Consider the following 23,234-nt stretch of genomic DNA (forward strand, 5'->3'; position numbering starts at 1 on the left):
ATCAGCCTTTCTGTTTTTCATATGTCCGTTTTTGATAAAAACCGTATAAGAAGGCGCCGATAAGCGATCCGATGATAATCGACAACACCCATTGAAAGGCTCCTGTGACAACGGGAAGTACAAGGAATCCGCCGTGCGGGGCAGGTACTTGAACTGCGAATGAGTATGTTAATATCGCCGATATCGAAGAGCCGATCATCAAAATCGGAATGACAGGGATCGGTTTTTTTGCGGCGAACGGGATAGCACCTTCGGTAATATGAGTGGCGCCGAGAATAAAATTGACAAGCCCTGCATTTCGGTCCTGCTGGCTGAAATATTTGCGGAAAAGCAAAGTGGCAAACGCAATGACGAGCGGCGGTGTGATGCACGCGGCGGAAACGCCTGCCATGAAATATTGGTTCCCTTCAGCGAGAAGAGCAGTGCCGGTGACATAAGCGGCTTTATTGACCGGACCGCCCATGTCAAATGCGCTCATACAACCGATAATCAAGCCGAGAATGACGGGATTCGCTCCTTGAAAATCGGCTAAAAAGTCCTTCATCCCTTCATTGATGGCCGTCATCGGCTCCACGAGGAAAAACATGACCGCACCGATCAGAAAAATGCCGATAACCGGATAAAGAAAAATTGCTTTTAGCCCTTCAAGGGATTGAGGCATTTTTTTAAGTGCATACGAGAGACCGTAAATGATCAGTCCCGCCAAAAAACCGGATACGATGCCGCCCAGAAAACCCGCTCCCCCCGTGCTGGCGATCATGCCGCCGATAAACCCGACAATCAGGCCGGGACGTTTGGCCATTGAAGCGGCGATATAAGCGGATAAAATCGGAACCATCAGCTGGAAGCCGAATGCGCCCGTTTTATTCAGCAATTCGGCAAAAGCGTTGTAGCTTGGATGTTCAGGATCTGCTGAATGGATGCCGAATAAAAAGGAAAGTGCAATTAAAACCCCTCCGCCGACGACAAATGGGAGCATGTGGGAAACCCCGTTCATCAAATGTTTATATATTTTACGGCCGATGGAAGCGGCTTCGCCTGTTTGGAGTTCATCCTCTGTTTTTGCCTCTGTTTGTTCGCGGTAAATCGGCGCTTCGCCGTTCAGCAGCGCCCGAATTAAAGATTCCGCATCTCGGATGCCCCGCGCAACCGGGACGTCAAGGACGCGTTTGCCTGCAAAACGATCGGCGCCTACATCTTTGTCAGCCGCGACAATGACTCCGTCGGCTTGTTTAATGTCCTCTGGCGATAGTTCGTTTTGAACTCCGATTTGTCCGTGTGTTTCGACTTTGATTTCTACACCCAGTTTGGCGGCGGCCTGTTTTAAGGCCTCTTCAGCCATAAATGTATGGGCAATGCCTGTTGGACAGCCGGTTGCCGCGATGATTTTGAACTTTTTCATAAGAAAACCCCCTTTATAAATGAGTGATTTGAATTTGTGAAGCTGTTTGATCGAGTTTTGACACATCTCCGAGGCCTTTCGAGAAAGCCGTCAAGGATCCGGCGGCAGAGGCGTGTCTGAGTGCTTCAGGAACAGAACAGCCCAGCTCCTGTTTTCCGACGAACACGGCAAGCATGGCATCGCCGGCACACGCGGTATTGACAACTTTGCCTTTGGCGGCTGTCGCTTTTAAGGTTCTTTGGCGGTCCAAATAAAGGGCGCCGTCTTTGCCGCGTGAGATGAGAACCCTTTGAGCGCCGCGATTGAGGAGCTCCTTTCCGTAGTGGATGATTTCTTCTTCAGACAGCGCTTTCTTCCGGCTGAAAAAAGCGGCAAGCTCCTGTTCATTCGGTTTAATCAGGTAAGGATGGTATGAAAGACAATCTAATAGGACGGGAGAGCTGATATCCAAGATCAATTTCAGTTTGTTTTCGGCGGCAATCTCGGAAAGCGAAAGGTACATGTCATCTGGGACTCCTCTCGGAAGACTGCCTGAGACAAATAAAAAGCGGCCGGACGGAATTTGACGGATTTTGTTGATCAGCTCCTGTTTTCGGCCTTCAGATATGAGCGGACCTTTGTTTACGATTTTGAATTCCCGGGTGGCATTAATAAAAATATTAATCCGTGATATGCCTTCGACTTCGACAAAGTCTGTGACGATTTTTTCATTCAGCAGTTCATTTTCAATAAACCGCCCGGTAAATCCGCCTGTAAATCCAAGCGCGGTATTGTTAAGGCCGAGGCGCTTGAGCATAAAAGAAATATTGACACCTTTTCCGTTTGGCTGATAATCTTCATCTTTAGTGCGGTTGACGACATCGGGAAGCAGCTCGTCGGTTTCAACGAATAAGTCGACCGCGGTATTCATCGTGCATGTATAGATCATGCTGTATCCCCCCTTTATCTGTGGCTTCACAGACATTATGTCACAGATAAAAGGGGGGATGTTTACAGGTTGTGTAAAGGTTTTCAGCTATGAGCGGTGCGGATGACGTATGAGTCCAGCATGATGCGGGAGAGGACTTGCAGAGGGAGGCGCGAGCGGACTTCATAATCGGGAAAAAATGATTGTTCACCTTTAAACCCGACTAGTACGATCTCTGATAATTTCGCAAGACGCGAATCGATCCTTGTTGTTAATGTAATGGTGGAAATGGCTTGCAATTTGAAATTTTGAGCGGCTTCAACAAGCTCCTCTGTCTCGCCGTTCAGGGAAACAAAAAGGCCGAGGTCTTTTTTTGCCAGTGTTTTTGACTTGCCTCTGATAATATTCGGGTCGCTGTGCATCTCGCAGTTTTTGCCGAGCAGCTGAAGCTTGATCGTCATCTCGGTCCCAATCATTTCAGACAATCCCCTTGCGAAAATGTAAACTTTTTCGGCATTGCTGATTTTTTGAATGGCATCTTCGATCAACCCGATATCAAGCATTTTAATCGTATCCAGAACTTCTCTTTCATTCTTGAGCACGGCCTGTTTAATTTGGCTGTCGATATCATCCATCAGCGGAGCGTGGCCGAGGTGGTGTTTTTCTTTTAATGCATACTTAAAAGAAGTGTACCCGTCATAACCGAGCTTTTTCATTAACCTGACAATCGTGGCTGTTGAAACATTTGCATCCTCGCTTAATTTTACAATCGATAAAGTGGCGATGACATCTAAGTGCTGATAAATGTACTCGAGCAAATGCCGTTCTGAATCGCTGAGCGACTGATATGTGTCAGAAGTCATTTGAAACACGCTGTCTTTCATATTAAAACCCCCTTTTATAGTCATATTGTATCAGTTTAGCAAGGGGGGGAGGAGAAAAAATAAACGTTTCCGACATAAAAATATCCGGCCCGAGAGCCGGATATTTCAAGTTAAGAAGCGATTTTTCTGCATGCTTCCGCACATGCAAAGCAGCTTTCAGCGCAAAGCTGGCAGTGGTCATGCTTGTGCAGGCTGCATTCATTGCCGCAAGCTTCGCAAACCTTTGCGCAAAGCTGGCAAATGTCTTCGGCATACGGGCTGTTGCGCGTCATGGCTTGAAGTGCGAATCCGCACATCTCAGCGCATTCCCGGTCAAGCCGGATGCATTCGGCCATCATCCCCGCGTCTTCTTCCATCAGACATTTGTCAAAGCAGTGATTGCATGCTTCAAGGCATTCCCGGCAGGCTTTGATGCATTCCTCGTATACAGATTTCACGAAATACACTCCTTTTTTCTGCGTTTTCCCTTCGTTGTACCCTGCTTTAAAATCGGGGAAACATGCGAAAAAAACTGCTGTACAGGATGTACAGCAGTTTTTGGTTATTCGGCGAGACCTTGATGGATCCGGTCAAGATTTTCTTTCATCATCTTATAATAGGAATCTCCCGCTTCACCAGGCTTTCCGATCGAATCGGTGAAGACTTTTGCTTTAATCGGCACGCCTGTTTCCGCTGACAGGCTTTCCATGCTCCGCGGGTCAACGCTTGTCTCCACGAATAAGGCCGGAACTTCCTTTTTCTTCACCGTGTCGACGATTTTTTTCATCTGACCGGGAGTTCCTTCATTTTCGGTATTGATTTCCCAAATATACTGCGCGTCGACGCCGTAGGCCGAAGCGAAATATTTAAAAGCTCCTTCGCTCGTCACAAGGACGCGGCGCTCTTTCGGTATATCTTTAAAGCGGTTCACCGCTTCGTTATGAAGCTTTTGCAGCTTGCCGATATAGGCTTCAGCGTTTTTCTCGTAATCTTCTTTATGGTCGGGATCGTTTTTGATCAGCGCATCTCTCGCGTTTTTGGCATATTGAATCCCGTTTTCTATATCGAGCCATGCATGGGGATCTTCTTCCGATTCTTTACCTTTGGCAGTGAGATGCTTTGGCTTGACCCCTTTGCTCAGCTTGTAGACAGGGGCGTCATCGCCGTCTTTTTCAGCTGTTTCCAGCAGCTTGTTAAACCAGCCGTTTCCTGTCTCCAAATTCAGGCCGTTGTAAAAGATGACATCGGCGTCCGTCGTTTTTTGCACGTCTTTTGGCAGCGGGTCGTATTCGTGCGGGTCTGTTCCAACAGGTACAATGCTGTATAAATCGATGTGATCTCCTCCGACTTGTTTGACGATGTCATAGAGAATGGAGTAGGTGGTGACGACCTTCAGCTTTCCGTTTTCTTCACTGCTGCTTTTCGATGAGCAGCCAGCGGCGAGAACAAGAATTAATGCCGCCGCAATGGCTAATGTTTGCTTCCATTTCATGTTTTGTGTTCCCCCTTTATATTGTGGATTATTGAAGTGCTGCCCGCTTTCTTCTTGATTTCAAAGCTCTCCAAAGCACGCCTTGTTTCGGTGAAAATGTAAAGGAAAGTCCGAACAAAATCGTAGCCACGAGCACGATCGCCGCTCCTGAGGAGAGGTTGTACGTATAGCTTAATCCAAGACCGACGACCGCTGACAAAGCGCCGAGGAAAGCGGACAAATAGATCATCACCCACAGCCGGTCCGTTAATAAATAAGCGGTTGCGGCAGGCGTGATCAGCATCGCGACGACGAGGATAATGCCGACGGTCTGAAGCGATGCGACCGTGACCATCGTTAAAAGCGTCATTAAAAAGTAGTGAATCAGCCGGTTCGGCAAGCCGTAGACGGCCGCCATCGTCGGGTCGAAAGAGGTGATGAGCAGCTCTTTGTAAAACAAAAAGACGGCGGTAAGAATCATGACTCCGATGACGAGCGTGATCCACATGTCGGATGAACGAACGGCCAGCACATTTCCGAATAAGATGTGGTACAGATCGCTTGAGCTTTTGACAAGCGTGATCAAAATGATCCCGACGGCGAAAAAGGCTGTGAAGACGATACCGATGGCCGAATCGTTTTTAATCCGGCTGTTTTGGCTGACATAGCCGATTCCGAGAGCCGTCAGGATGCCCGTAAAGACGGCGCCGAAGAAAAAATTGACGCCGAGCATATAAGAGATGGCGACGCCGGGAAGGACCGCGTGTGAAATCGCATCTCCCATCAGCGCCATTCCCCTGAGAATGATAAAGCAGCCGATGACGCCGCAAATGATGCCCACCATAATCGATGTGAACAGCGATTTTTGCAGAAACGAATATTCCATCAAACCATGGATAAATTCCATCACATTGCACCCCTTTTCGATTGCAGGAACGGAAGCTGAGATTCGTAGGCTTTCATCATCACGTCGGGATTGAGGATGTCGGAGACCGGGCCTTTTTGAATCAGCTCTTTGTTCAGCAAAATTAATTCATTGAAATAGCTGTCCGCTTTGCTCAAATCGTGATGGACGACAAGAACGGTTTTTCCTTCATCACGAAGTTCCTTTAAGATGCTGACGATCATTTCTTCACTCGTCACATCAATTCCGACGAACGGTTCGTCAAGACAGAACAGATCTGCTTTTTGGGCGAGCGCCCGGGCGAGAAAAACGCGCTGCTGCTGCCCGCCTGACAGTTCACCGATCTGGCGCTTGGCGTATGCTTCCATCCCGACTTTTTCAAGACAGTGATATGCCCATTCTTTATCGCGTTTTTTCGGACGTCTGAAAAGGCCGAGTTCAGGATACGTGCCGAGGATGACGGTGTCGAGCACATTGATCGGGAACGTCCAATCCATATCATTCCGCTGCGGAACATAGGCGATTTGCTTGCGTACATGTTTGAGCGGTTTTCCGAGCAGACGGACGTCGCCTTTATCTTTTGGAATCAATTGGAGCATGGCTTTTAACAGTGTTGATTTTCCTGCGCCGTTCGGTCCGATAACGCCCGCCATCATTCCTTGATCAAGCGAGAAATTGATATTGCGAAGCGCTTCTGCGCCGTGATAAGAAACATATAAATCTTTTACAGTAATCGCGGGTTTCATAGGTTCATTAACCCCTTTCTATGTCTATATGAAAGTTAACCTGAATACAATATTTTTGTTTCGGTAATATTTTATTGCCTTATGACATTTTTTTTACCTAATGCAACTTTTGATTGAATTCTAATATATCATTCCTAAGTTGTAAAGCACTAAAATTGCTGAAAAACGGTAAAAGCCATGCAGATCAAGCTGCATGGCTTTAAAAAAATTTCTTCTGTGCCGGTTTATCGTTCAAATTGAAACGTATCGATTGCGACTTTCCCTTTGAAGACAAAGTAGATGCGATGGGTGCCTGCCGATTTTCGGACGGAAGCTTTTATCGTTTTCCAGTTATGCAATCCGGATGTGTCAGGCACTTTTAACGAGCCGATTTGCTTTCCTTTTTGAGGATGATCGAGGAAGATGCCGATTTCGCCGCCGCCTCTGCTTGCAACCTTTGCTTTTATCCTTTTTTCGCCTTTGAAGCGGACATCATGGAAGGCGATCCACGCGTTTGCTGTACTGCTTTTTACCGCATCGCCGCCGTATTTGGATTCTTCGGTGATGAGCACGCCTTTGTAGTCGTCGTAGTTTTCAGCGTTTGTCTGCCGCCGCAAGTTCCGTTCTCGAATCGTTTCACCTTGGACGAAAATCCGCTTTGTCTTGCGGATGTCCGCCGCCGAGCTCCCGACCGATATTTTGTATGCACCTCTTTCAACGGCAAACGTTTCGCTCGTTACATCCCAGAAGGCAAGGTCTGCCTGTTTCAGCTTGAATGTCACGGTTTTCGTTTCTTTCGGTGCCAGCTCAACGCGCTGAAAGTTTTTTAAGTCCAGATTGGGCTGTTTAACCCGCGTGTTAAACAGGGGAGAAGTATAGAGCTGAACGACCTCATCTCCTTTTCTTCCGCCTGTGTTGGTGACGTTGACGCGGATCGTGACGGAGCCGTCTTTTTTGATGCTGTCAGAGGAAACGCTTAAACCGCTGTAGTGGAACGCTGTATAGGATAACCCGTGGCCGAACGGATACAGCGGCTTGCCTTCGAAATATTTATAGGTTCTTTTCCCTTTGATGATATCGTAATTCATCATATCCGGCAGTTCTTTGACTGACGTGTGCCAAGTTTGGGTCAGCCGTCCGCCCGGATTTTCATCTCCAAAGAGAATGTCCGCCAATGCGCTTCCCGCCTCCTGGCCTCCGTGTGCGGAGTATATGATCGCAGGAATGTGCGCTTTAGCCCAGTTGAGAGCGAACGGATAGCTGCTCGTTACGACAAGCACCGTATTGGGATTGGCTTTAGAAACAGCTTTCAGCAGATTTTCCTGGGCCGGAGGTAGTGTAATGTCTTTCCGGTCTTCGGTTTCCCGGCCGTTGATGTAAGGATTGTTGCCGACAAACACGACGGCTTTGTCCGCGGTTTTTGCCAGTCGAACCGCTTCCTCCGTACTGCTCTTGATGATCGCCTTTGAAAACTTTTCCGCTGCTGTCGCCGGCTTTTCGGCAGCGGCTGTTAATGTCCCGTCTTTTCCAGCGGTGAGATATTTGCCGTTTGCCGTATTTTTGATGGCAAATGTCCCGTCAGGCTGCTGTTCAAACTGGAAAGTTTCTTTGACGGTCCAGCCGTTCGGCTGTTTCTGATCAGCGATCAGTTTGCCGTCATCCTGAAGCGAGACATAGAGACCGTTCGCTTGGGCGCGGAGGGTGAAAATGCTTTCTCCCCAATCCGCCGCATCGAATGCCGCGCTTTTCTCAAGCTTGTCAGCCGATGCTGTGAGCGGTTGTTTGCCGTCCCGGCCTGCGGTTACAAACTTTCCTGTCAGGGCGGATTTGAACCCGCTTTGTTCCAGCCCTTCGGCAAAGGAGACGCGGTCTTTGCCGATTTTGTCCGCGATTCCGTCAAGCGGGGTTTTCCGATACGGCATCGTTCCGCTGTACCAATCTTCGTAAAGCGCATTTCCGAACGGTCCGATAACTGCGATGTTTTCATTTTTCCGGGTATTGAAGGGCAGCAGATTCCGGTCGTTTTTCAGTAAAACAATGGCTTTTTCAGCCGCTTTTTTCGCAAGCTGCCGGTGCTTTGGACTGTTGATGACGCCATCTGTCAGGCAGCTGTACGGATTGAGTTCGTCCGGATCGAATTCGCCTGTTCGAAAACGGATGCTGAATGTGTTGGCCAAGGCTTGATCGAGGTCTTTCTCAGACATAAGGCCATTCTTTAAGGCGCCGGTTAAGGCGGTTTTCGTCAGCCCGGGATTTTCTCCCTGATCTGTAAAGTTGTCAATGCCGGCTTTTACGGCGTGGGCATGCGCTTTTTCGTGGCTGTCATAATACTTGTGGTCAGTGACGATTCCTGAAGGATCAAAGGCGTCGCTGACGATGAAGAAATCGTCTCCGGCCCATTTTCCTTTGACTGTGCTGTTGAGCAGCGGGCTCAAAATGGCCGGTTTATCGTTGACAGAATTGTAGGCTGGCATCAGGCTGTATGCGGCTTTTGCGGAAATTGCCGTTTTGAAGGGCTTCAAATAATACTCGTTCATGTTCCTGGGATCAATGCTTGAGGAGCTGAATCCCCGGTCTGTTTCGTTGTTATAGGCAAGAAAATGTTTTAAGGTAGGAACTGTTTTCAAATAGAAGGGATGCTCGCCCCTTAAACCGGAGGCATAGGCGGTTGCTATTTCCCCTGTTAAAAAAGGGTCTTCGGAATAGCCTTCTTCATTTCTACCCCACCTTGGATCCCGCAGCAGATCAACGACCGGCGCCCAGACATTGACTCCGTTTGCCGCGGGATCAAGGTGGTGGAAGCCGCGGACTTCATCGCCGACCGCTGAGCCGATTTGTTTGATTAAAGAGCGGTCCCATGTGTGTGCGAGCCCGACAGCCTGCGGGAAAACGGTCGCTTCCCCGAGCCAGGCAACGCCGTGAAGCGCTTCTGTGCCTGTTTTAAAAGCGGGAATGCCCAGCCGGGGAATGGCAGGCTGATATTGATGCATCAGCGACACTTTTTCCTCAAGGGTCAGTCGAGAAAGCAAGTCGCTGACCCTTTTTTGAACAGGGAGACTTGGATCTTGAAAGGGATATTCATATTCATCAGCCTGGGTTTTAGCGGCCGTGGGCGGCGGATTGACAGCGGCGGCGGAAAGGATCGTGCACATTGCCGCCAACATGATGGTGCGGACCGTTTTCAGCATCCTGATCACTCCTTTTAGAAAAAAATGAAGACATCCCGGTCCTTTTCTTTTGGCTGAATTGCTGTTCCCTCCTGAAGCGCTTCCGCTGCGCCGTTTATGACAGAAGTGACAGACAGATCGCGGATGAGCAGCTTCCATTTCTTTTGGACGCCTGTTGTTTTCACAGTAATCGTATTTTCATGCCGTGAAGCTCTGACTGTCATTGCTTCGCACTTTTCATTGTAAATCGTCTGTTCGGCTGTGCAGCCGTCTTTTAATTGGTAAAGGCAGAACGTCACACCGTCGAGATAATCATAATCAGGTCGCCCGGATTCCTGCCCGAGCGGCAGCAGCGTATTTTCCCTGACGAACAGAGGAAGCCCCATATACCCGTACTGTTCTTCTTTCCATTCTCCGCCTTCCATCTCTTTTCCCGTCAAAAGGTGTGTCCAGGTGCCTTTTGGCAAATAATAACGGACAACACCGTCTTCCTGAAAAACGGGAGCGACGAGGAGTCTTCCGCCGAGCATGTACTGTCTGTCAAGCCAGTGGCAAGTGTTGTCCCCGGGAAATTCGAGGAGCATCGCCCGCATCATCGGAATGCCTTCAGCGTGCGCTTCATGCGCGGCGGCGTACAAATAAGGCATCAGCCTGTGCTTCAGTTTGACAAAATACCGCATCACATCGGCCGCTTCTTCGTCAAACAGCCACGGAACGCGATATGATTCGCTCCCGTGCAGGCGGCTGTGCGTCGACAAGAGGCCGAATGCGGTCCAGCGCTTATACAAATCGGCTGTTGCCGTGCTTTCAAATCCGCCGATATCGTGGCTCCAGAAGCCGAAGCCTGAAAGGGAAAGCGACAGGCCGCCGCGAAGGCTTTCAGCCATTGAATCATAGCTGGCAAAACAATCCCCGCCCCAGTGTACGGGAAATTGCTGGCCTCCGGCCGTCGCCGACCTTGCAAACACGACCGCTTCCCGTTCGCCGCGCTTTTGCTTCAACAGGTCAAATACGGTTTTGTTGTATAAAAAAGAATAATAATTGTGCATTCTGTCGGGGTCTGATCCGTCAAAGTAAACCGCGTCTCTCGGAATCCGTTCTCCGAAATCGGTCTTGAAACAGTCGACGCCCATGTCGAGCAGGCTTTCAAGTTTTGAACAATACCAGTCACGCGCTTTTCGATTGGTGAAGTCGACGATTGCCATGCCGGCCTGCCACCGGTCCCACTGCCACACATCCCCCCGGCTGTTTTTTAAAAAGTAGCCGTGTTCTTTTCCTTCCTGAAAAAGCTTCGATTTTTGGGCGATGTAAGGGTTGATCCAGACGCATATTTTCAACCCCTTATCTTTCAGGCGGCTGAGCATAGCTTCAGGCTGCTTAAAATATCGTTCATCCCATTCGAAATTGCACCATTCAAATTCTTTCATCCAGAAGCAGTCAAAATGAAACACGCTGAGCGGGATGCCGCGTTCGGTCATCCCGTCGATGAAACGTGTCACGGTTTCCTCAGAATAGTCGGTTGTAAACGATGTGGACAGCCAGAGGCCGAAAGACCAGGCCGGGGGAAGCGCCGGTTTTCCCGTTAACGACGCATAGCGTTTCAAAACATCCTTCGGTTCAGCACCGCTGATGATAAAATAGTCAAGCGTTTCCCCTTCGACCGAAAACTGCGCTTTGGATACGACTTCAGAACCGATTTCATACGAAACGAGCTCGGGATGATTGACAAAAACACCGTACCCTTTGTTTGACAAATAGAACGGCACATTTTTATACGCCTGCTCCGTGCTTGTGCCGCCGTCCTGATTCCAGATGTCTACGGTTTGGCCGTTTTTCACGAATGCCGTAAAACGCTCGCCGAGACCGTAGATCAATTCGCCGACGCCGATGTTGAGCTGTTCCCTCATAAAGGTGCGCCCGTCATTGCTCTTGATATAGGCGAGGTTATTCGATTCGCTTGCGGTCAGGCTCTGTCCATCACGTGAAAATTGGTAGCGCCAACCGCTTTTGCTCACCTCAACGCACAGGCTGCCGCTTTGGAAGGTCAGCGCATCATCTTGTTCGGAGATAACCGGCTCAACGTCTGTCATATCCAGCTGAAACTCGGGCTTGCGAGGCGTTTCCCCTTGAAAATGGGACACTTGCACACGGATCACGTCTTCAAGAGGACTCGAAAATCTGACGGTGAGCATGCGGGTGTCCAGCGTGTCCCCGCGCTTTTGAACCGCTTTGACAGGCCCGTATACAGTCAATGATTGCTGATCAATCATTCGGTCGTAGGCTTCTTTTGGCGTGTTGATGTGATATCCTTCGCGCGTCAGCCAGTAGCCGTCTGAAAATTTCATGATCGAAAACACCCTTTCTTTTTACTTGATGGAACCGCTGATCAGACCTTTAACAAGCTGCTTTTGAAGCAGTATAAAAATGATGATGACAGGCAAAACCGATAAAACGGCAAATGCCATCAGATCATTCCACTGGATTCCGTATTGGCTGATCACATTGTAAATGCCGGCCGTCAGCGGCCACAGCTCCTGATTTCGGTTGAATGTCATGCTGTAAATCAAATCTCCCCATGCGAAAAAGAAGGAAACCGCTCCGCTGACGGCAATCCCGGGTACGCTGATAGGCAAAATAATGCGGATGAATGCGGTAAAACGGCTGCAGCCGTCGATTTTGGCCGCATCCTCAAGGTCCTTGGGAATCCCGAGAAAAAAAGTTCTGAGCATTAATACCGAAAAAGGAACGCCGAGCGTTGCTCCCGTCAAAATCGGTCCGATATACGTGTTTAATATGTTCAGCTGATTAAAGGCGATAAACAGCGGAGTCAAAACAACGGTGGCAGGCAGCATTTGCGTGATGAGAAACAGTAAAATGAACATTTTTTTGCCCTTGATCCGAAAGCGCGCCAAGCCGTAGGCGGAAGGAACGGCCAATATGAGAACGATGGCGGCAGCCGCCCCGGAAATCAGCAGGCTGTTCAAAAAGTATCCGGCGATGCCTGAAGTGAACACAGCTTCGAAGCCGGCCGTCCGGAATGTCTCGGGCCACAATAAAGGTGGTGTTTTAAACAATTCTGCCTCGCTTTTGAAAGCTGTGGCGATCATCCAATAAACGGGGAATAAAAAGCCGGCCGTAACGAGGACGCCAATAATGTTAAAGAGCCATTCCTTTTGCTTCGTTTTCATGACATCACCTCATCTTTTTTGATCAGCCGCAAATAGACAAGACTGACCAAAAGAAGAATGAAAAACAGGACATTGGCGCTTGCTGCGCCCATGCTGAATTGAAATTCGTCAAAGGAGTAGCGGTAGCTGACGGTTGACAGGACTTCAGTGGCGTGCACGGGGCCGCCTCCAGTCATCACAAACACAAGGTCGAACACTTTGAACGTATAAATGAAGCCGAGCATCATGACGACGGTGATCACCGGCCGCAATAAGGGTAGGGTCAGATGAATGAATTTCTGAAAAGCATTGGCGCCGTCAAGGCTTGCGCTTTCATAGACGTCTTCCGGAAGGGAGCTGAGACCGGCGGATATGAGCAGCATATTAAAGGGAATGCCGACCCAGATGTTGGCGATAATAACGGACCAGATGGCAATCTTCGGATCTGACAGCCAGGGGATTGGATTGTCGATCATTCCCCATGATAGGAGCAGCTGATTGAACACGCCTTCATTTGAAGCCATCATAAACTTGAATAAAAGCGCCGTAACCGTCAGCGGAATGAGCCAGCTCACCATCATCAATCCCCTGAGAAACGGAGCAAGCCGAAATTTCATGCTGAAAAACAAAGCGAGCAAAAAGCCGATTGCAAACTGAAAAACGACGCTTCCAGCCGTGTAGAGCAGCGTGTTTTTTAAAGATGCCCAAAATACTTTATCCTGGGCAAGCCGCTGATAATTGTCGATTCCTATAAAGCTGATATCCTTTGATGCTATATTTGCAAGCGACACGTTTTGAAAGCTGAGAATTATGTTGTAGATGAGAGGATAACCGATAAGGGCAAGCATAAAAAGAACGGCCGGGAACAAATAGAAGCACCCTTCCCATTTACGAATGATGGCTTTGATCATGTCAAAACTCCTTCGTGCGCTTAAAGCTAGTTTAAGGCGTTGATTTTTTGTGCGGCCTCATCCAGCGCTTCTTTCGGCGTTTTGCTTTCGCTCAATGCTTCCTGCAGGGCCGTCTGTAAAGCTTCCGAAATTTTCGGCCAGTTTTTCGAAGGGCCGCGGGCTGATGCAATCTCCATGATTGGAATAAAGGCTTTTAAATTGTCATCTGTTTTCCAATGACTTGATGATTCGAGCAAATCCTTACGCGGCGGGAATACACCTGTTTCCGCTGTCAGTGTTTCGAGCCGCTCCGGATCGATCAGCCAAGTGATGAAATCCCAGGCGCCGTCGGTGTTTTTTCCTTTAACGACTGCCATATTTTCCCCGCCAAGGGCGGAAGCGAATGTTTGATCCTTCGGGATGAAGGTAATCCCGTAATGTAAGTGACCGGCTTCTTTCAGCCGTTCAATATTCCAGGAGCCGTTGATCATCATAGCGAGCTGACCTGCTGCAAACTGTCTGGCCAGATCATCCTGGGTGGCGTTTAACACTTCCTTGCTCATTGCGCCTTCTTTGACCAGATCCGTTAAAAACTGCAGGGAAGAGGCTGCTTCTTTTGAATGCAGCTGTTTTAAATCTGCTCCGGAAGACAAAAGGAACGGATAAAATTGAAAAGCGCTTTCCTCTGATTTGACGGCTGACAGGGCAAATCCTTTCGTTTGGCCTTTGCTCGTTTTTTTCGCTGCTTTTTTCAGCTCGCTCCACGTTTCAGGCGGCTTGGAAATCCCTGCATCCTTCAAGAGGTCTTTGTTGTAAAACAAAGCAAGCGCATTGCTTGCGAAAGGGATGCCGTAGTACTTCTCTTCATATACGGCTGATGAGAGCGGCCCCTCATAATACCGGTCAGCCTGCCCCCATTGCTCGACTTTCTCTGTTAAATCTTCGAGCACGCCCATGGCGGCGAATGAGGCATTGTCGACATTGTCAAGGAAAACGGCGTCAGGCATGGCATTGCCGGCTGCTCCGACAGACAGCTGCTTTTTCACTTCATTAAAAGGAATGTACTCTGTTACGACTTTGTACCGATCCTGAGACCGATTGTACTGGTCGACAAGTTCATGATAAAGTTCCTGCTGTCTGCCGGTGAAATAATCCCAGACTTTGATTTCTTCCGCATGCTTTGCGCCGGCGTTGGTGCCACTTTTGCAGCCTGCGGAAAAAACGAGAAGAAGGGCGAGGCAGATGATCATCAGACACGATTTTTTCAAAAACGCTCACTCCTTATGAAAAAAAGCTTGTTAGTTTAATAGCTAAACTAAGTATATTTGGGCATCGCTTCTAATATGCCAGCAGAGTTTCGCAGGCGCGAAAGCAGGGTAAAACGCGGAAACAGTCCGGTGCGTATGATAACAAAGATCGATTGACACATTTTTCGAATGAAGCATATAATAAGGATAAATAATATATGCGTATATGCTCATATATAAAATAAAGCCCGGCGCTGAAAAAGAAAGGTGAGAGAGATGGAAAAGGTGAAGCAGGAATACATGTTAAACGGTCTCGACTGCGGCAATTGCGCACAAAAAATTGAGCATGAGATAGCCGGTATGAAAGGGATTGAAGCGTGTTCAGTCAATTTTGCAACAAGCACGCTGACTGTCAAAGTCGACCAAAACAGCGGCGAAGACATTTCTTCAAAAATAAAGAAAAAAGTAACCGAGATCGAACCGCACGTCAACGTGAAGTTGAAGGAAGGGACAAAACAGGCTCCATCCGAAGGTGATGGCCGGTTTAAAAAAACGATCGCAAGACTGGCTGCAGGCACCGTTCTCGGCGCAGCAGGCTTTCTGCTTCCCGGCGGTACCGCAGCTGAGTGGATTCTCTTTTTCCTTGCTTACCTCATCATCGGCGGTGATGTCGTATTAAGAGCCGTCAAAAACATCTTTCGCGGCCGGGTTTTTGATGAGCACTTTTTAATGACGATCGCCACTCTGGGTGCATTTATCATTCAGCAGTATCCCGAGGGCGTGGCGGTTATGCTGTTCTATCAAGTAGGCGAGCTGTTCCAGGGAGCCGCGGTCAGCCGCTCCAGGAAATCGATCAGCGATTTGATGGACATCCGTCCCGATTATGCCAATCTTCAAACGGAAGGCGGTACGGTCAAAGTATCTCCCGATGAGGTTAAAGCGGGCGATATCATCATCGTCAAGCCAGGAGAGAAAGTCCCGCTTGACGGCAAAGTGCGAGCGGGCAAATCGCTTGTCGATACGTCCGCATTAACCGGGGAATCCGTTCCACGAGAAGCCGCACCCGGCGAAGAGGTGCTGAGCGGATTTGTCAACAAAAACGGCGTGCTTGAAGTGAAAGTGGACAAAGAATACAGTGAATCAACCGTTTCAAAGATTCTTGACCTCGTCCAGAATGCCAGCAGCAGAAAAGCGAAAACAGAGAACTTTATCACCAAATTCGCCAAGTACTACACGCCTTTTGTTGTCATAGTCGCGCTTCTTCTCGCTTTTGTCCCGCCGCTGATCATTTCCGGAGCCGCGCTGTCGGATTGGGTGTACCGGGCCCTCGTCTTTTTGGTCATTTCTTGTCCGTGCGCACTTGTCGTTTCCATTCCGCTCGGCTTTTTCGGCGGCATCGGAGCGGCGTCAAAAGCAGGTATACTCGTAAAAGGCGGCAATTATTTAGAAGCGCTCAATGATGTCAAATATGCCGTTTTTGACAAAACAGGCACATTAACAAAAGGCGAATTTGCCGTTGTTAAGCTGTCGCCGGCAGGCCGTGTCAAAGAAGAGGAACTGCTTGAATATGCGGCGCTTGCCGAACATTTCTCAGGCCACCCGATCGCCGAGTCGATCCGTGAAGCATACGGGAAGGTAGGCCAAGCGGATCGCATCAAAGATTACAGCGAGACGGCCGGCTTCGGCGTCAGAGCGGTTGTAGACGGAGCCGTCATTTTGGCCGGGAATGCCAAGCTCATGAAGAAATTCGGCATACAGTATCAAGAGGAAAGCGAAATCGGTACCGTTGTTTATGTAGCCGCCGGCGATACGTTTATCGGCTCGATTGTTATCGCAGACGAAATCAAAGAGGATGCCAAGCGTGCGATCTCTGCTTTGAAAAAAGCGGGGATTAAAAAAACGGTGATGCTGACGGGTGACGCGAAAGAAACCGGCGAGGCGGTCGGCGCGGAACTGTCCATTGATGAAGTGCATGCGGAGCTTCTTCCACAGCACAAGGTGGACCGCATTGAAGCATTTGACAAGCAAAAGCTTCCAAAAGAAAAGCTGCTTTTCGCAGGAGACGGCATCAACGATACGCCGGTCTTGGCGAGAGCGGATATCGGGGTTGCCATGGGAGGCCTTGGCTCTGATGCGGCAGTCGAAGCGGCTGATATTGTGATCATGACGGACCAGCCTTCAAAAATTGCGGAAGCCATCAGCATTGCCAAGCGGACGAGGGCGATTGTCTGGCAGAATATTATCTTTGCGCTCGGCGTTAAAAGTGTTTTTCTCATCTTGGGTGCTTTCGGCATCGCAACGATGTGGGAAGCCGTCTTTTCAGACGTCGGTGTTACCCTTTTAGCCGTTTTAAATGCGATGAGGGTTTTAAAAGTGAAAGAAATGTAACTTTTTTACCACCTAATGAACTGGAAATTCCTTTTTTAGCATCTTCACGAATGCGGCTTGTCTTGTTAAAATGAAAGAGGTTATCAAACTGGCATACTAAAAAATAAGAATAATGAGGTGTCTAAGTGAAGAAGAAACAGCAGTCACCGATGAAATTTGCAGTGATTATGACAGTCGTGGTCGTTTTTCTGATTGGCGCACTTGTCGTACTCAACAATCAAACCCAAAATGCTTCGCAAACCTTTGATGACAAGCCTTCAACTGAAGGGCAGCCGCTTCTTGGCAACAAAGATGCGACTGTAACGATCACAGAATTCGGAGATTACAAATGTCCAAGCTGCAAACAGTGGACTGAGACCGTCTTTCCGGATTTGAAAAAGGATTACATCGATAAAGATCAAGTTAATTTTTCATATATTAACTTCGTCAATGAACAGCACGGCAGAGGCTCTGAATTGAGCGCCCTCGCTTCCGAGCAAGTATGGAAGGAAGATCCGGCTTCATTCTGGAAATTCCATGAAGCACTGTACAAAGCGCAGCCTGACAATGACACGATGGAAAACGAGTGGGCGACGCCGGCAAAATTGGCAGACATCACGGAAGCGAATACGAAAATCAAACGCGATAAGCTCATCAGCAGCTTAAATGACAAAACGTTCTCTGAGCAATTAAAAACGGACAATTCGCTCATCAGCAAATACAGTGTAGACTCGACGCCGACGATCTTTGTCAACGACGTAAAAATCGACAAACCGTTTGATTATGACAAAATCAAAGAAACGATCGCCAAAGAGCTGAAAGGCCAGTCTGATGAAAAATAAACTGCTTTTTCTGTACGGCGCCTGGATCGTCTCATTAACGGCGACACTAGGCAGCCTGTACTTCAGCGAAATCCGTAAATTCATTCCTTGCGAACTGTGCTGGTATCAGCGGATTATGATGTATCCGCTCGTGCTGATCCTTGGAATTGCGACATTTCAGGGCGATGCCCGCGTGAAAAAATATGTGCTGCCGATGGCGGTGATCGGCGCAGGCATTTCCCTGATGCATTACATGGAACAAAAAATTCCCGGATTCAACGGTATTAAACCGTGTGTCACAGGAGTGCCTTGCTCAGGGCAGTATATCAATTGGTTCGGTTTCATCACGATTCCGTTTCTCGCCCTTATCGCATTTATTTTGATTATCATTTTTATGTGCTTTCTCAAGGGGAAAGACGAGTAAAAAGAGCATTGTCTGACAATGCTCTTTTTTTTTACATGTTCAACAAAATGAATGCTATAATATTTGGAAATTATTAAATGGATAAGGATGATGAGGATGGAATTTAAGATTCGTAAAATGAAAAAGAAAGACATCCGACAAGTGCAGCAGATTGCCAAAACAAGCTGGAATCACACTTATGAAGGGATAATCCCTTTCGATATTCAAGAGAAATTCTTAGAGAAAGCGTACAATGATGAGATAATGCAGCAGCGTTTGGAACACTCGTTAATGCTCGTTTCAGAAGCGGACGGAAAAATCGTCGGCTTTGTTAACTACTCATTTGTAAGAGAAGGAGGAGAGGCCTATCTCGCTGCCATTTATTTAGCCCCGGAATACCAAGGAAAAGGCATCGGAACCGCATTATTGGAAGAGGGGCTAAAACATTTGGAGGGAGTAAAAAAGATCTTTGTAGAGGTTGAAACAGAAAACCGTACCGGAAAAAACTTTTACAAGGCGAAGGGTTTTGAGGATGTCTCCGAATATGATGAAGAATTTGAAGGGCATATCCTCAAAACGGTCCGAATGGCCTTGCGCGTATAATGCCCGCTTTCACTTCGTGACTTGGACATAGTAGTATAACAAGACCGCCATAATGAAGGCGATGGCTATTGTAAGCAATTTATGTTTTGTCTTTTTCAGCATACCGGGCCACTCCTTTCCAAATGTTTTGCTTTCTCAATCACGTCTTTAATGAACGATTCTTTTCCTTTTGTATACGAAGTGCGGTCATATGGAAAGCGCCGTGCCAAGGTTTTTTTCAATGTTTCATATTCTTGCCGCTCGGCGGAGTGCTTTCTTAAATAATTTCGGAATCTCAGCTGGTTTTTCCATTCTTCGCTTTGAAAAACATATACGTGCAGATGGTGTGTGCCCGCCCTCCACATTCCCTTTCGAAAAAAGCGCCTGGCAGGGAAGGCTTCGTGAAATACGTGCTCATAACCGAGCTGCTCAAGCGGTTCGATCCAGGCTGAAGCTTCGCTGAGACTGTTGACGCCGGCCATCAGATCGAGCACCGGTTTTGCCGCAAGACCGGGAACAGAGGTGCTGCCGATATGTTCGATAGCAAGAACTTTTTTTCCGAGGACATCCGTGAGCCGCTGTTTTTCAGATGCAAATTCCTGAGCCCACCCGGCTTTCGCTTTTTCGATGATGATCTCCTGTTCCATGTTTCCACCCCTTTAAAAACGTCTTTTTATATTATAAGGTATTTTGATTCAGAGAGGGTTGATTTAAAGGTTGGAGAAGTTATAAAATCAAAAAGATTGAAGTTTAGTATGGAGGACACCTTAGATGGCTTGGGAAGTGTTGAGCATCATCGGCACCGTCGCTTTTGCGATCAGCGGAGCGATCGTTGCAATGGAAGAAGAGTATGATATTTTAGGAGTTTATATATTGGGGATTGTGACGGCGTTCGGCGGAGGGGCGATCAGAAACCTGCTCATCGGAGTTCCGGTGTCCGCCTTGTGGGAGCAGGGGAGCCTGTTTCTAATCGCTCTTGTTTCGATCACGATCGTTTTTTTGTTTCCGAAGCTCCTGTTAAAGCACTGGAGCATCTGGGGGAGCTTTTCAGACGCGATCGGTCTTGCCGCATTTGCGATACAAGGAGCGCTTTATGCCGTTCACATGAACCATCCGGTCAGCGCGGTGATCGTTGCGGCGGTCTTAACAGGAAGCGGCGGCGGAATGATCCGGGATCTTTTGGCCGGAAGAAAGCCGCTCGTGCTGAAAACCGAGATCTACGCCGTTTGGGCCGCTTTGGGCGGATTCATTATCGGCATGGGCTGGGCGGAGAAGCCGCTCACGCTGTATATCCTGTTTGCTTTGCTGGTCGCATGCCGCGTATGTTCGTACATGTTTAACTGGAAGCTGCCGAATCGTTCGCTGCGGTCCCACAGCTGAATAGAAAAAAGCCGATTTTTCGTTGATTGAAAAATCGGCTTTTTATATTGATTTGACCAAAGGTTATATGATAAGATGAAGTGTATTTTAACATAAAATTTCAAATATTATAGTATTATCCATTTTTATTTTATCATGAATCTTTTTTGATGTCAAATCTTTTTAGGGAGTGGTCAGCGTGCAGGAAAACGGTCAGGAATGGCTGGAAGAGGAAAAACGAATCCGGCTTGTTTTAAAGGAATTGGATCAGAAGCTTCATTCTCTAAAGGGAAAGACCGGCGGATTGAAGGAGGATATCATCGATTTACGGAAACATTTCTGGAGCGATGTCACCGTAAACTTGGCCGATGAAAACGAAGCGGTTGAAACATTTTTTAGCATTAAACAGCAGGCTGAGTTTTTGGCTGAAAGGGAAAGGAGTCATAAGCAGTTTTACAACGAGTTGAAAAACTTGTTAAAAGTGAAAGAATCGCCTTATTTCGGCCGTGTAGATTTTTTGGAGGACGGCGAAGAAAACGCTGAATCCGTCTACATCGGACTCGCCTCTTTAATGGACGAAAAAGAAGAGCGGTTTTTGATTTATGATTGGAGAGCGCCGATTTCCAGTCTGTTTTACAACTATGGTCCCGGTACGGCTCAATACGAAGTTCCGGACGAGACGGTCAGGGGAACGATTGAGCTGAAAAGGCAATTTCTCTTCAAAAACGGCCGGCTGAAAGCGATGTTTAATACGGATATGGCGATTGGAGATGAAGTTCTTCAGGAAGTCCTGGGGCAGCAGGCAGATATTCAGATGAAAAGCATCGTCGCCACAATTCAAAAAGAGCAGAATCAGATTATTCGGAACGAAAGAAGCCGCTTTTTAATTGTTCGGGGAGCGGCTGGCAGCGGAAAAACGTCGGCGGCATTGCAGCGGGCTGCGTATTTGCTGTACCGCGGCCGCGGGCAGATCGAGTCGAGCCAGATGCTGCTATTCTCTCCAAACCTGCTTTTTAACAGCTATGTCGGCAATGTTCTGCCTGAGCTCGGAGAGGAAAACATCCAGCAGACGACATTCCAGGAATTTGTGGCGCGCCGCCTTGGAAAGCAGGTTTCGTGCGAGACTCCGTTCGATCAGCTCGAATATTGTTTAACGGCTTCAGACGATGAGGAGCAGCGCATCCGGATGAATTCAATCGAATTGAAATCAGGTCTGGCCTTCAAAGGCATTATCGATGATTATGTCAAATGTTTGGCAAAAGGGCGTCTGGATCTGGTGTTTAAACATATCGCCTTTCGCGGAAAAAGGATCATTACAAGCGATCAGGTGTGGGAATTTTTCGCGGCCCTTGATCATGCAGATACGCTGTCCAACCGGATTGAAAAAACGGGGAAATGGCTGTTACAGCTGCTGAACAAATACGAACGCCAAGAAAGAAAAAAAGACTGGGTCATCGAGGAAAGCGAGCTGCTGGATAAAGAGGAATATTTAAAGGCCTATAAACGTCTTCAGGAAGAACAGCGATTTACGGAGAATACGTTTGACGATTATGAAAGGGAACAAAACCTCCTTGCCGCTATCATTGCCGAAAGGGAGTTCAAACCGCTCAAGCAAGCGGTAAAAGCGTTCGGCTTTATTGATTTTAAAGGAACGTACCTTCAGCTTTTTTCCGGGCGCTATACCCCGCAAACCCGTCCTGATGACTGGCAAAGCACTTGCACATTCACCCGGAAAAGCTTTCGTTTTGAGAAGCTGCCTTATGAAGATGCCGTCCCTTTTTTATATATGAAAAACCAGCTAACAGGCGGGAGAAAAAACACGGCAATCCGCCATTTATTCATTGATGAAGCCCAGGATTACACGCCTTTTCAGCTTGCTTTTTTGAAGAGCCTGTTTCCCGCGTGCAGCATCACAATGCTGGGAGACTTAAACCAGGCGATTCTTGCCCATGCGTATCACGATAAGACGCTCCTGTCGGGAGGCGTGTTTGAAGGCGAAAAAACGGAGATCATCACCTTGAAGCGCAGCTACAGGTCGACGAAAGAAATTGTTGAATTGACAAAGCGCATTATCGAGGGAGGCGAAGAGATCGAAGCCTTTAACAGGAACGGCAAAAAACCGACCTTGACAATATCGGCCGACCTTCATGCACACCATAAACAGATGGCTTCCCTTATAACCGCCCTTCAAAAAGAAGGACTTGAGACGATTGCAGTCATCTGTAAAACAGTCCGGGAATGCAGGGATGCGTTCCGGCATCTTCAGCAGCATACAGAGCTTAAACTGATCGATAAAGAAACGAGAACGTTTCAAAAAGGGGTGATCGTCATTCCCGTCTATTTGGCGAAAGGGATCGAATTTGATGCCGTCGTCATATATGACGCTTCTGAAAAACAATACAAAAAAGAGAGAGAGCGGACTCTGTTTTATACGGCGTGCACGAGGGCGATGCATGAGCTCCATCTCTTTTCCCTTGGAGAGGAAACGCATTTTTTAAACGGTGTTTCAAATGATATGTACACGAAAAGAGAGTGACGGTGTCACTCTCTTTTTTGGAGAAACCATTGTTTCTATAAGTTTTTTTATTTACAAACTTTTCTACACTAGGCTGAGTCTGTGGCAATCTTCTTCATATTCTGGCAGGTTAAAGAGTTTGTCATCTTAAACAAAAATGAAATGATTTCCAGCGTATATAGAGGAAAGTGGTCTGGCTAAATAATATAAAAGCTTTTATTCATCAAATCGCTTCTCTTTTTCTTGAGGATATATAACATATTTTCTATTTTCATTTTACATGCAGGAGATTACGAAATCGAAATCGTTAATTAAAATCTGTTATATTAAATTTTATAGTTCTGTATCATAATATAAAGCTTTTTAAAATTGGGATTTGATGATTAATTTATTCTGTAATATATTATATATAGAGTCTGTTATATATAATGACAAACTCCCCTG

Annotated in this window: 19 protein-coding genes; 6 read left to right on the top strand and 13 right to left on the bottom strand. The window is 47.6% G+C overall.

Annotated elements, in window-relative coordinates:
* Position 1 precedes the first annotated feature (1 nt).
* From M1E03_RS03830 to M1E03_RS03885, 12 genes are all read right to left on the bottom strand, one after another.
* Entirely contained in the window at positions 2 to 1,402 is a 1,401-nt protein-coding gene (locus M1E03_RS03830) for a PTS fructose transporter subunit IIC (protein WP_458110682.1), read from the bottom strand.
* Positions 1,403 to 1,415: 13 nt separating this feature from the next.
* On the bottom strand, positions 1,416 to 2,330 hold the full coding sequence (gene pfkB, locus M1E03_RS03835) for a 1-phosphofructokinase (RefSeq protein WP_023856281.1): 915 nt from the start codon (positions 2,328 to 2,330) through the stop codon (positions 1,416 to 1,418).
* A gap of 83 nt (positions 2,331 to 2,413) precedes the next feature.
* On the bottom strand, positions 2,414 to 3,193 hold the full coding sequence (locus M1E03_RS03840) for a MurR/RpiR family transcriptional regulator (RefSeq protein WP_003185233.1): 780 nt from the start codon (positions 3,191 to 3,193) through the stop codon (positions 2,414 to 2,416).
* A 110-nt stretch (positions 3,194 to 3,303) separates the two neighbouring features.
* Entirely contained in the window at positions 3,304 to 3,630 is a 327-nt protein-coding gene (locus tag M1E03_RS03845; protein ID WP_020452949.1) for a four-helix bundle copper-binding protein, read from the bottom strand.
* Between the two features lie 104 nt (positions 3,631 to 3,734).
* Positions 3,735 to 4,664: a metal ABC transporter substrate-binding protein gene (locus tag M1E03_RS03850; RefSeq protein ID WP_216919507.1), complete on the bottom strand. Its 930-nt coding sequence runs from the start codon at positions 4,662 to 4,664 to the stop codon at positions 3,735 to 3,737.
* A 28-nt stretch (positions 4,665 to 4,692) separates the two neighbouring features.
* The gene (locus M1E03_RS03855; RefSeq protein ID WP_020452947.1) at positions 4,693 to 5,550 is read right to left on the bottom strand and encodes a metal ABC transporter permease; all 858 of its coding nucleotides are present in this window, start codon (positions 5,548 to 5,550) and stop codon (positions 4,693 to 4,695) included.
* Positions 5,550 to 6,293, bottom strand: a complete 744-nt coding sequence (locus tag M1E03_RS03860; RefSeq protein ID WP_458110683.1) for a metal ABC transporter ATP-binding protein — start codon at positions 6,291 to 6,293, stop codon at positions 5,550 to 5,552. The genes M1E03_RS03855 and M1E03_RS03860 overlap by 1 nt, the downstream gene beginning before the upstream one ends.
* A gap of 224 nt (positions 6,294 to 6,517) precedes the next feature.
* Positions 6,518 to 9,460, bottom strand: coding sequence for a glycoside hydrolase family 3 C-terminal domain-containing protein (locus M1E03_RS03865; protein ID WP_458110684.1), 2,943 nt, complete (start codon positions 9,458 to 9,460; stop codon positions 6,518 to 6,520).
* Positions 9,461 to 9,474: 14 nt separating this feature from the next.
* Entirely contained in the window at positions 9,475 to 11,784 is a 2,310-nt protein-coding gene (gene yicI, locus M1E03_RS03870; RefSeq protein WP_161513274.1) for an alpha-xylosidase, read from the bottom strand.
* Positions 11,785 to 11,805: 21 nt separating this feature from the next.
* On the bottom strand, positions 11,806 to 12,627 hold the full coding sequence (locus tag M1E03_RS03875; protein ID WP_023856275.1) for a carbohydrate ABC transporter permease: 822 nt from the start codon (positions 12,625 to 12,627) through the stop codon (positions 11,806 to 11,808).
* A complete protein-coding gene (locus tag M1E03_RS03880) occupies positions 12,624 to 13,517 on the bottom strand; it encodes a carbohydrate ABC transporter permease (protein WP_023856274.1) in 894 nt (297 codons plus the stop codon). Before M1E03_RS03880 ends, M1E03_RS03875 begins: the two co-directional genes overlap by 4 nt.
* 26 nt (positions 13,518 to 13,543) lie before the next feature.
* Positions 13,544 to 14,764, bottom strand: coding sequence for an ABC transporter substrate-binding protein (locus M1E03_RS03885; RefSeq protein ID WP_025809903.1), 1,221 nt, complete (start codon positions 14,762 to 14,764; stop codon positions 13,544 to 13,546).
* Positions 14,765 to 15,019: 255 nt separating this feature from the next.
* Between M1E03_RS03885 and M1E03_RS03890 the strand changes: the two genes are divergently transcribed.
* The 4 genes from M1E03_RS03890 (at position 15,020) to M1E03_RS03905 (ending at position 18,937) form a co-directional block, all read left to right on the top strand.
* On the top strand, positions 15,020 to 17,131 hold the full coding sequence (locus M1E03_RS03890; protein ID WP_033155028.1) for a heavy metal translocating P-type ATPase: 2,112 nt from the start codon (positions 15,020 to 15,022) through the stop codon (positions 17,129 to 17,131).
* Between the two features lie 125 nt (positions 17,132 to 17,256).
* Complete coding sequence (locus tag M1E03_RS03895) at positions 17,257 to 17,952, top strand: thioredoxin domain-containing protein (protein ID WP_020452939.1); 696 nt, start codon at positions 17,257 to 17,259, stop codon at positions 17,950 to 17,952.
* A complete protein-coding gene (locus M1E03_RS03900; RefSeq protein WP_003185211.1) occupies positions 17,942 to 18,355 on the top strand; it encodes a disulfide oxidoreductase in 414 nt (137 codons plus the stop codon). Before M1E03_RS03895 ends, M1E03_RS03900 begins: the two co-directional genes overlap by 11 nt.
* 96 nt (positions 18,356 to 18,451) lie before the next feature.
* The gene (locus tag M1E03_RS03905) at positions 18,452 to 18,937 is read left to right on the top strand and encodes a GNAT family N-acetyltransferase (protein ID WP_020452938.1); all 486 of its coding nucleotides are present in this window, start codon (positions 18,452 to 18,454) and stop codon (positions 18,935 to 18,937) included.
* Positions 18,938 to 19,032: 95 nt separating this feature from the next.
* On the opposite strand, the gene M1E03_RS03910 is transcribed toward M1E03_RS03905, so the two are convergent.
* Positions 19,033 to 19,563, bottom strand: coding sequence for a GrpB family protein (locus M1E03_RS03910; RefSeq protein WP_095323707.1), 531 nt, complete (start codon positions 19,561 to 19,563; stop codon positions 19,033 to 19,035).
* Between the two features lie 124 nt (positions 19,564 to 19,687).
* Between M1E03_RS03910 and M1E03_RS03915 the strand changes: the two genes are divergently transcribed.
* Together M1E03_RS03915 and helD are read left to right on the top strand one after the other, a co-directional pair.
* Positions 19,688 to 20,296 (top strand): trimeric intracellular cation channel family protein, encoded by a 609-nt coding sequence (locus M1E03_RS03915; protein WP_003185205.1) that lies wholly within the window; start codon positions 19,688 to 19,690, stop codon positions 20,294 to 20,296.
* Between the two features lie 178 nt (positions 20,297 to 20,474).
* A complete protein-coding gene (helD, locus tag M1E03_RS03920; RefSeq protein WP_458110685.1) occupies positions 20,475 to 22,811 on the top strand; it encodes an RNA polymerase recycling motor HelD in 2,337 nt (778 codons plus the stop codon).
* Positions 22,812 to 23,234: the final 423 nt, after the last annotated feature.

The organism is Bacillus sp. PK6-013, assembly GCF_054161445.1.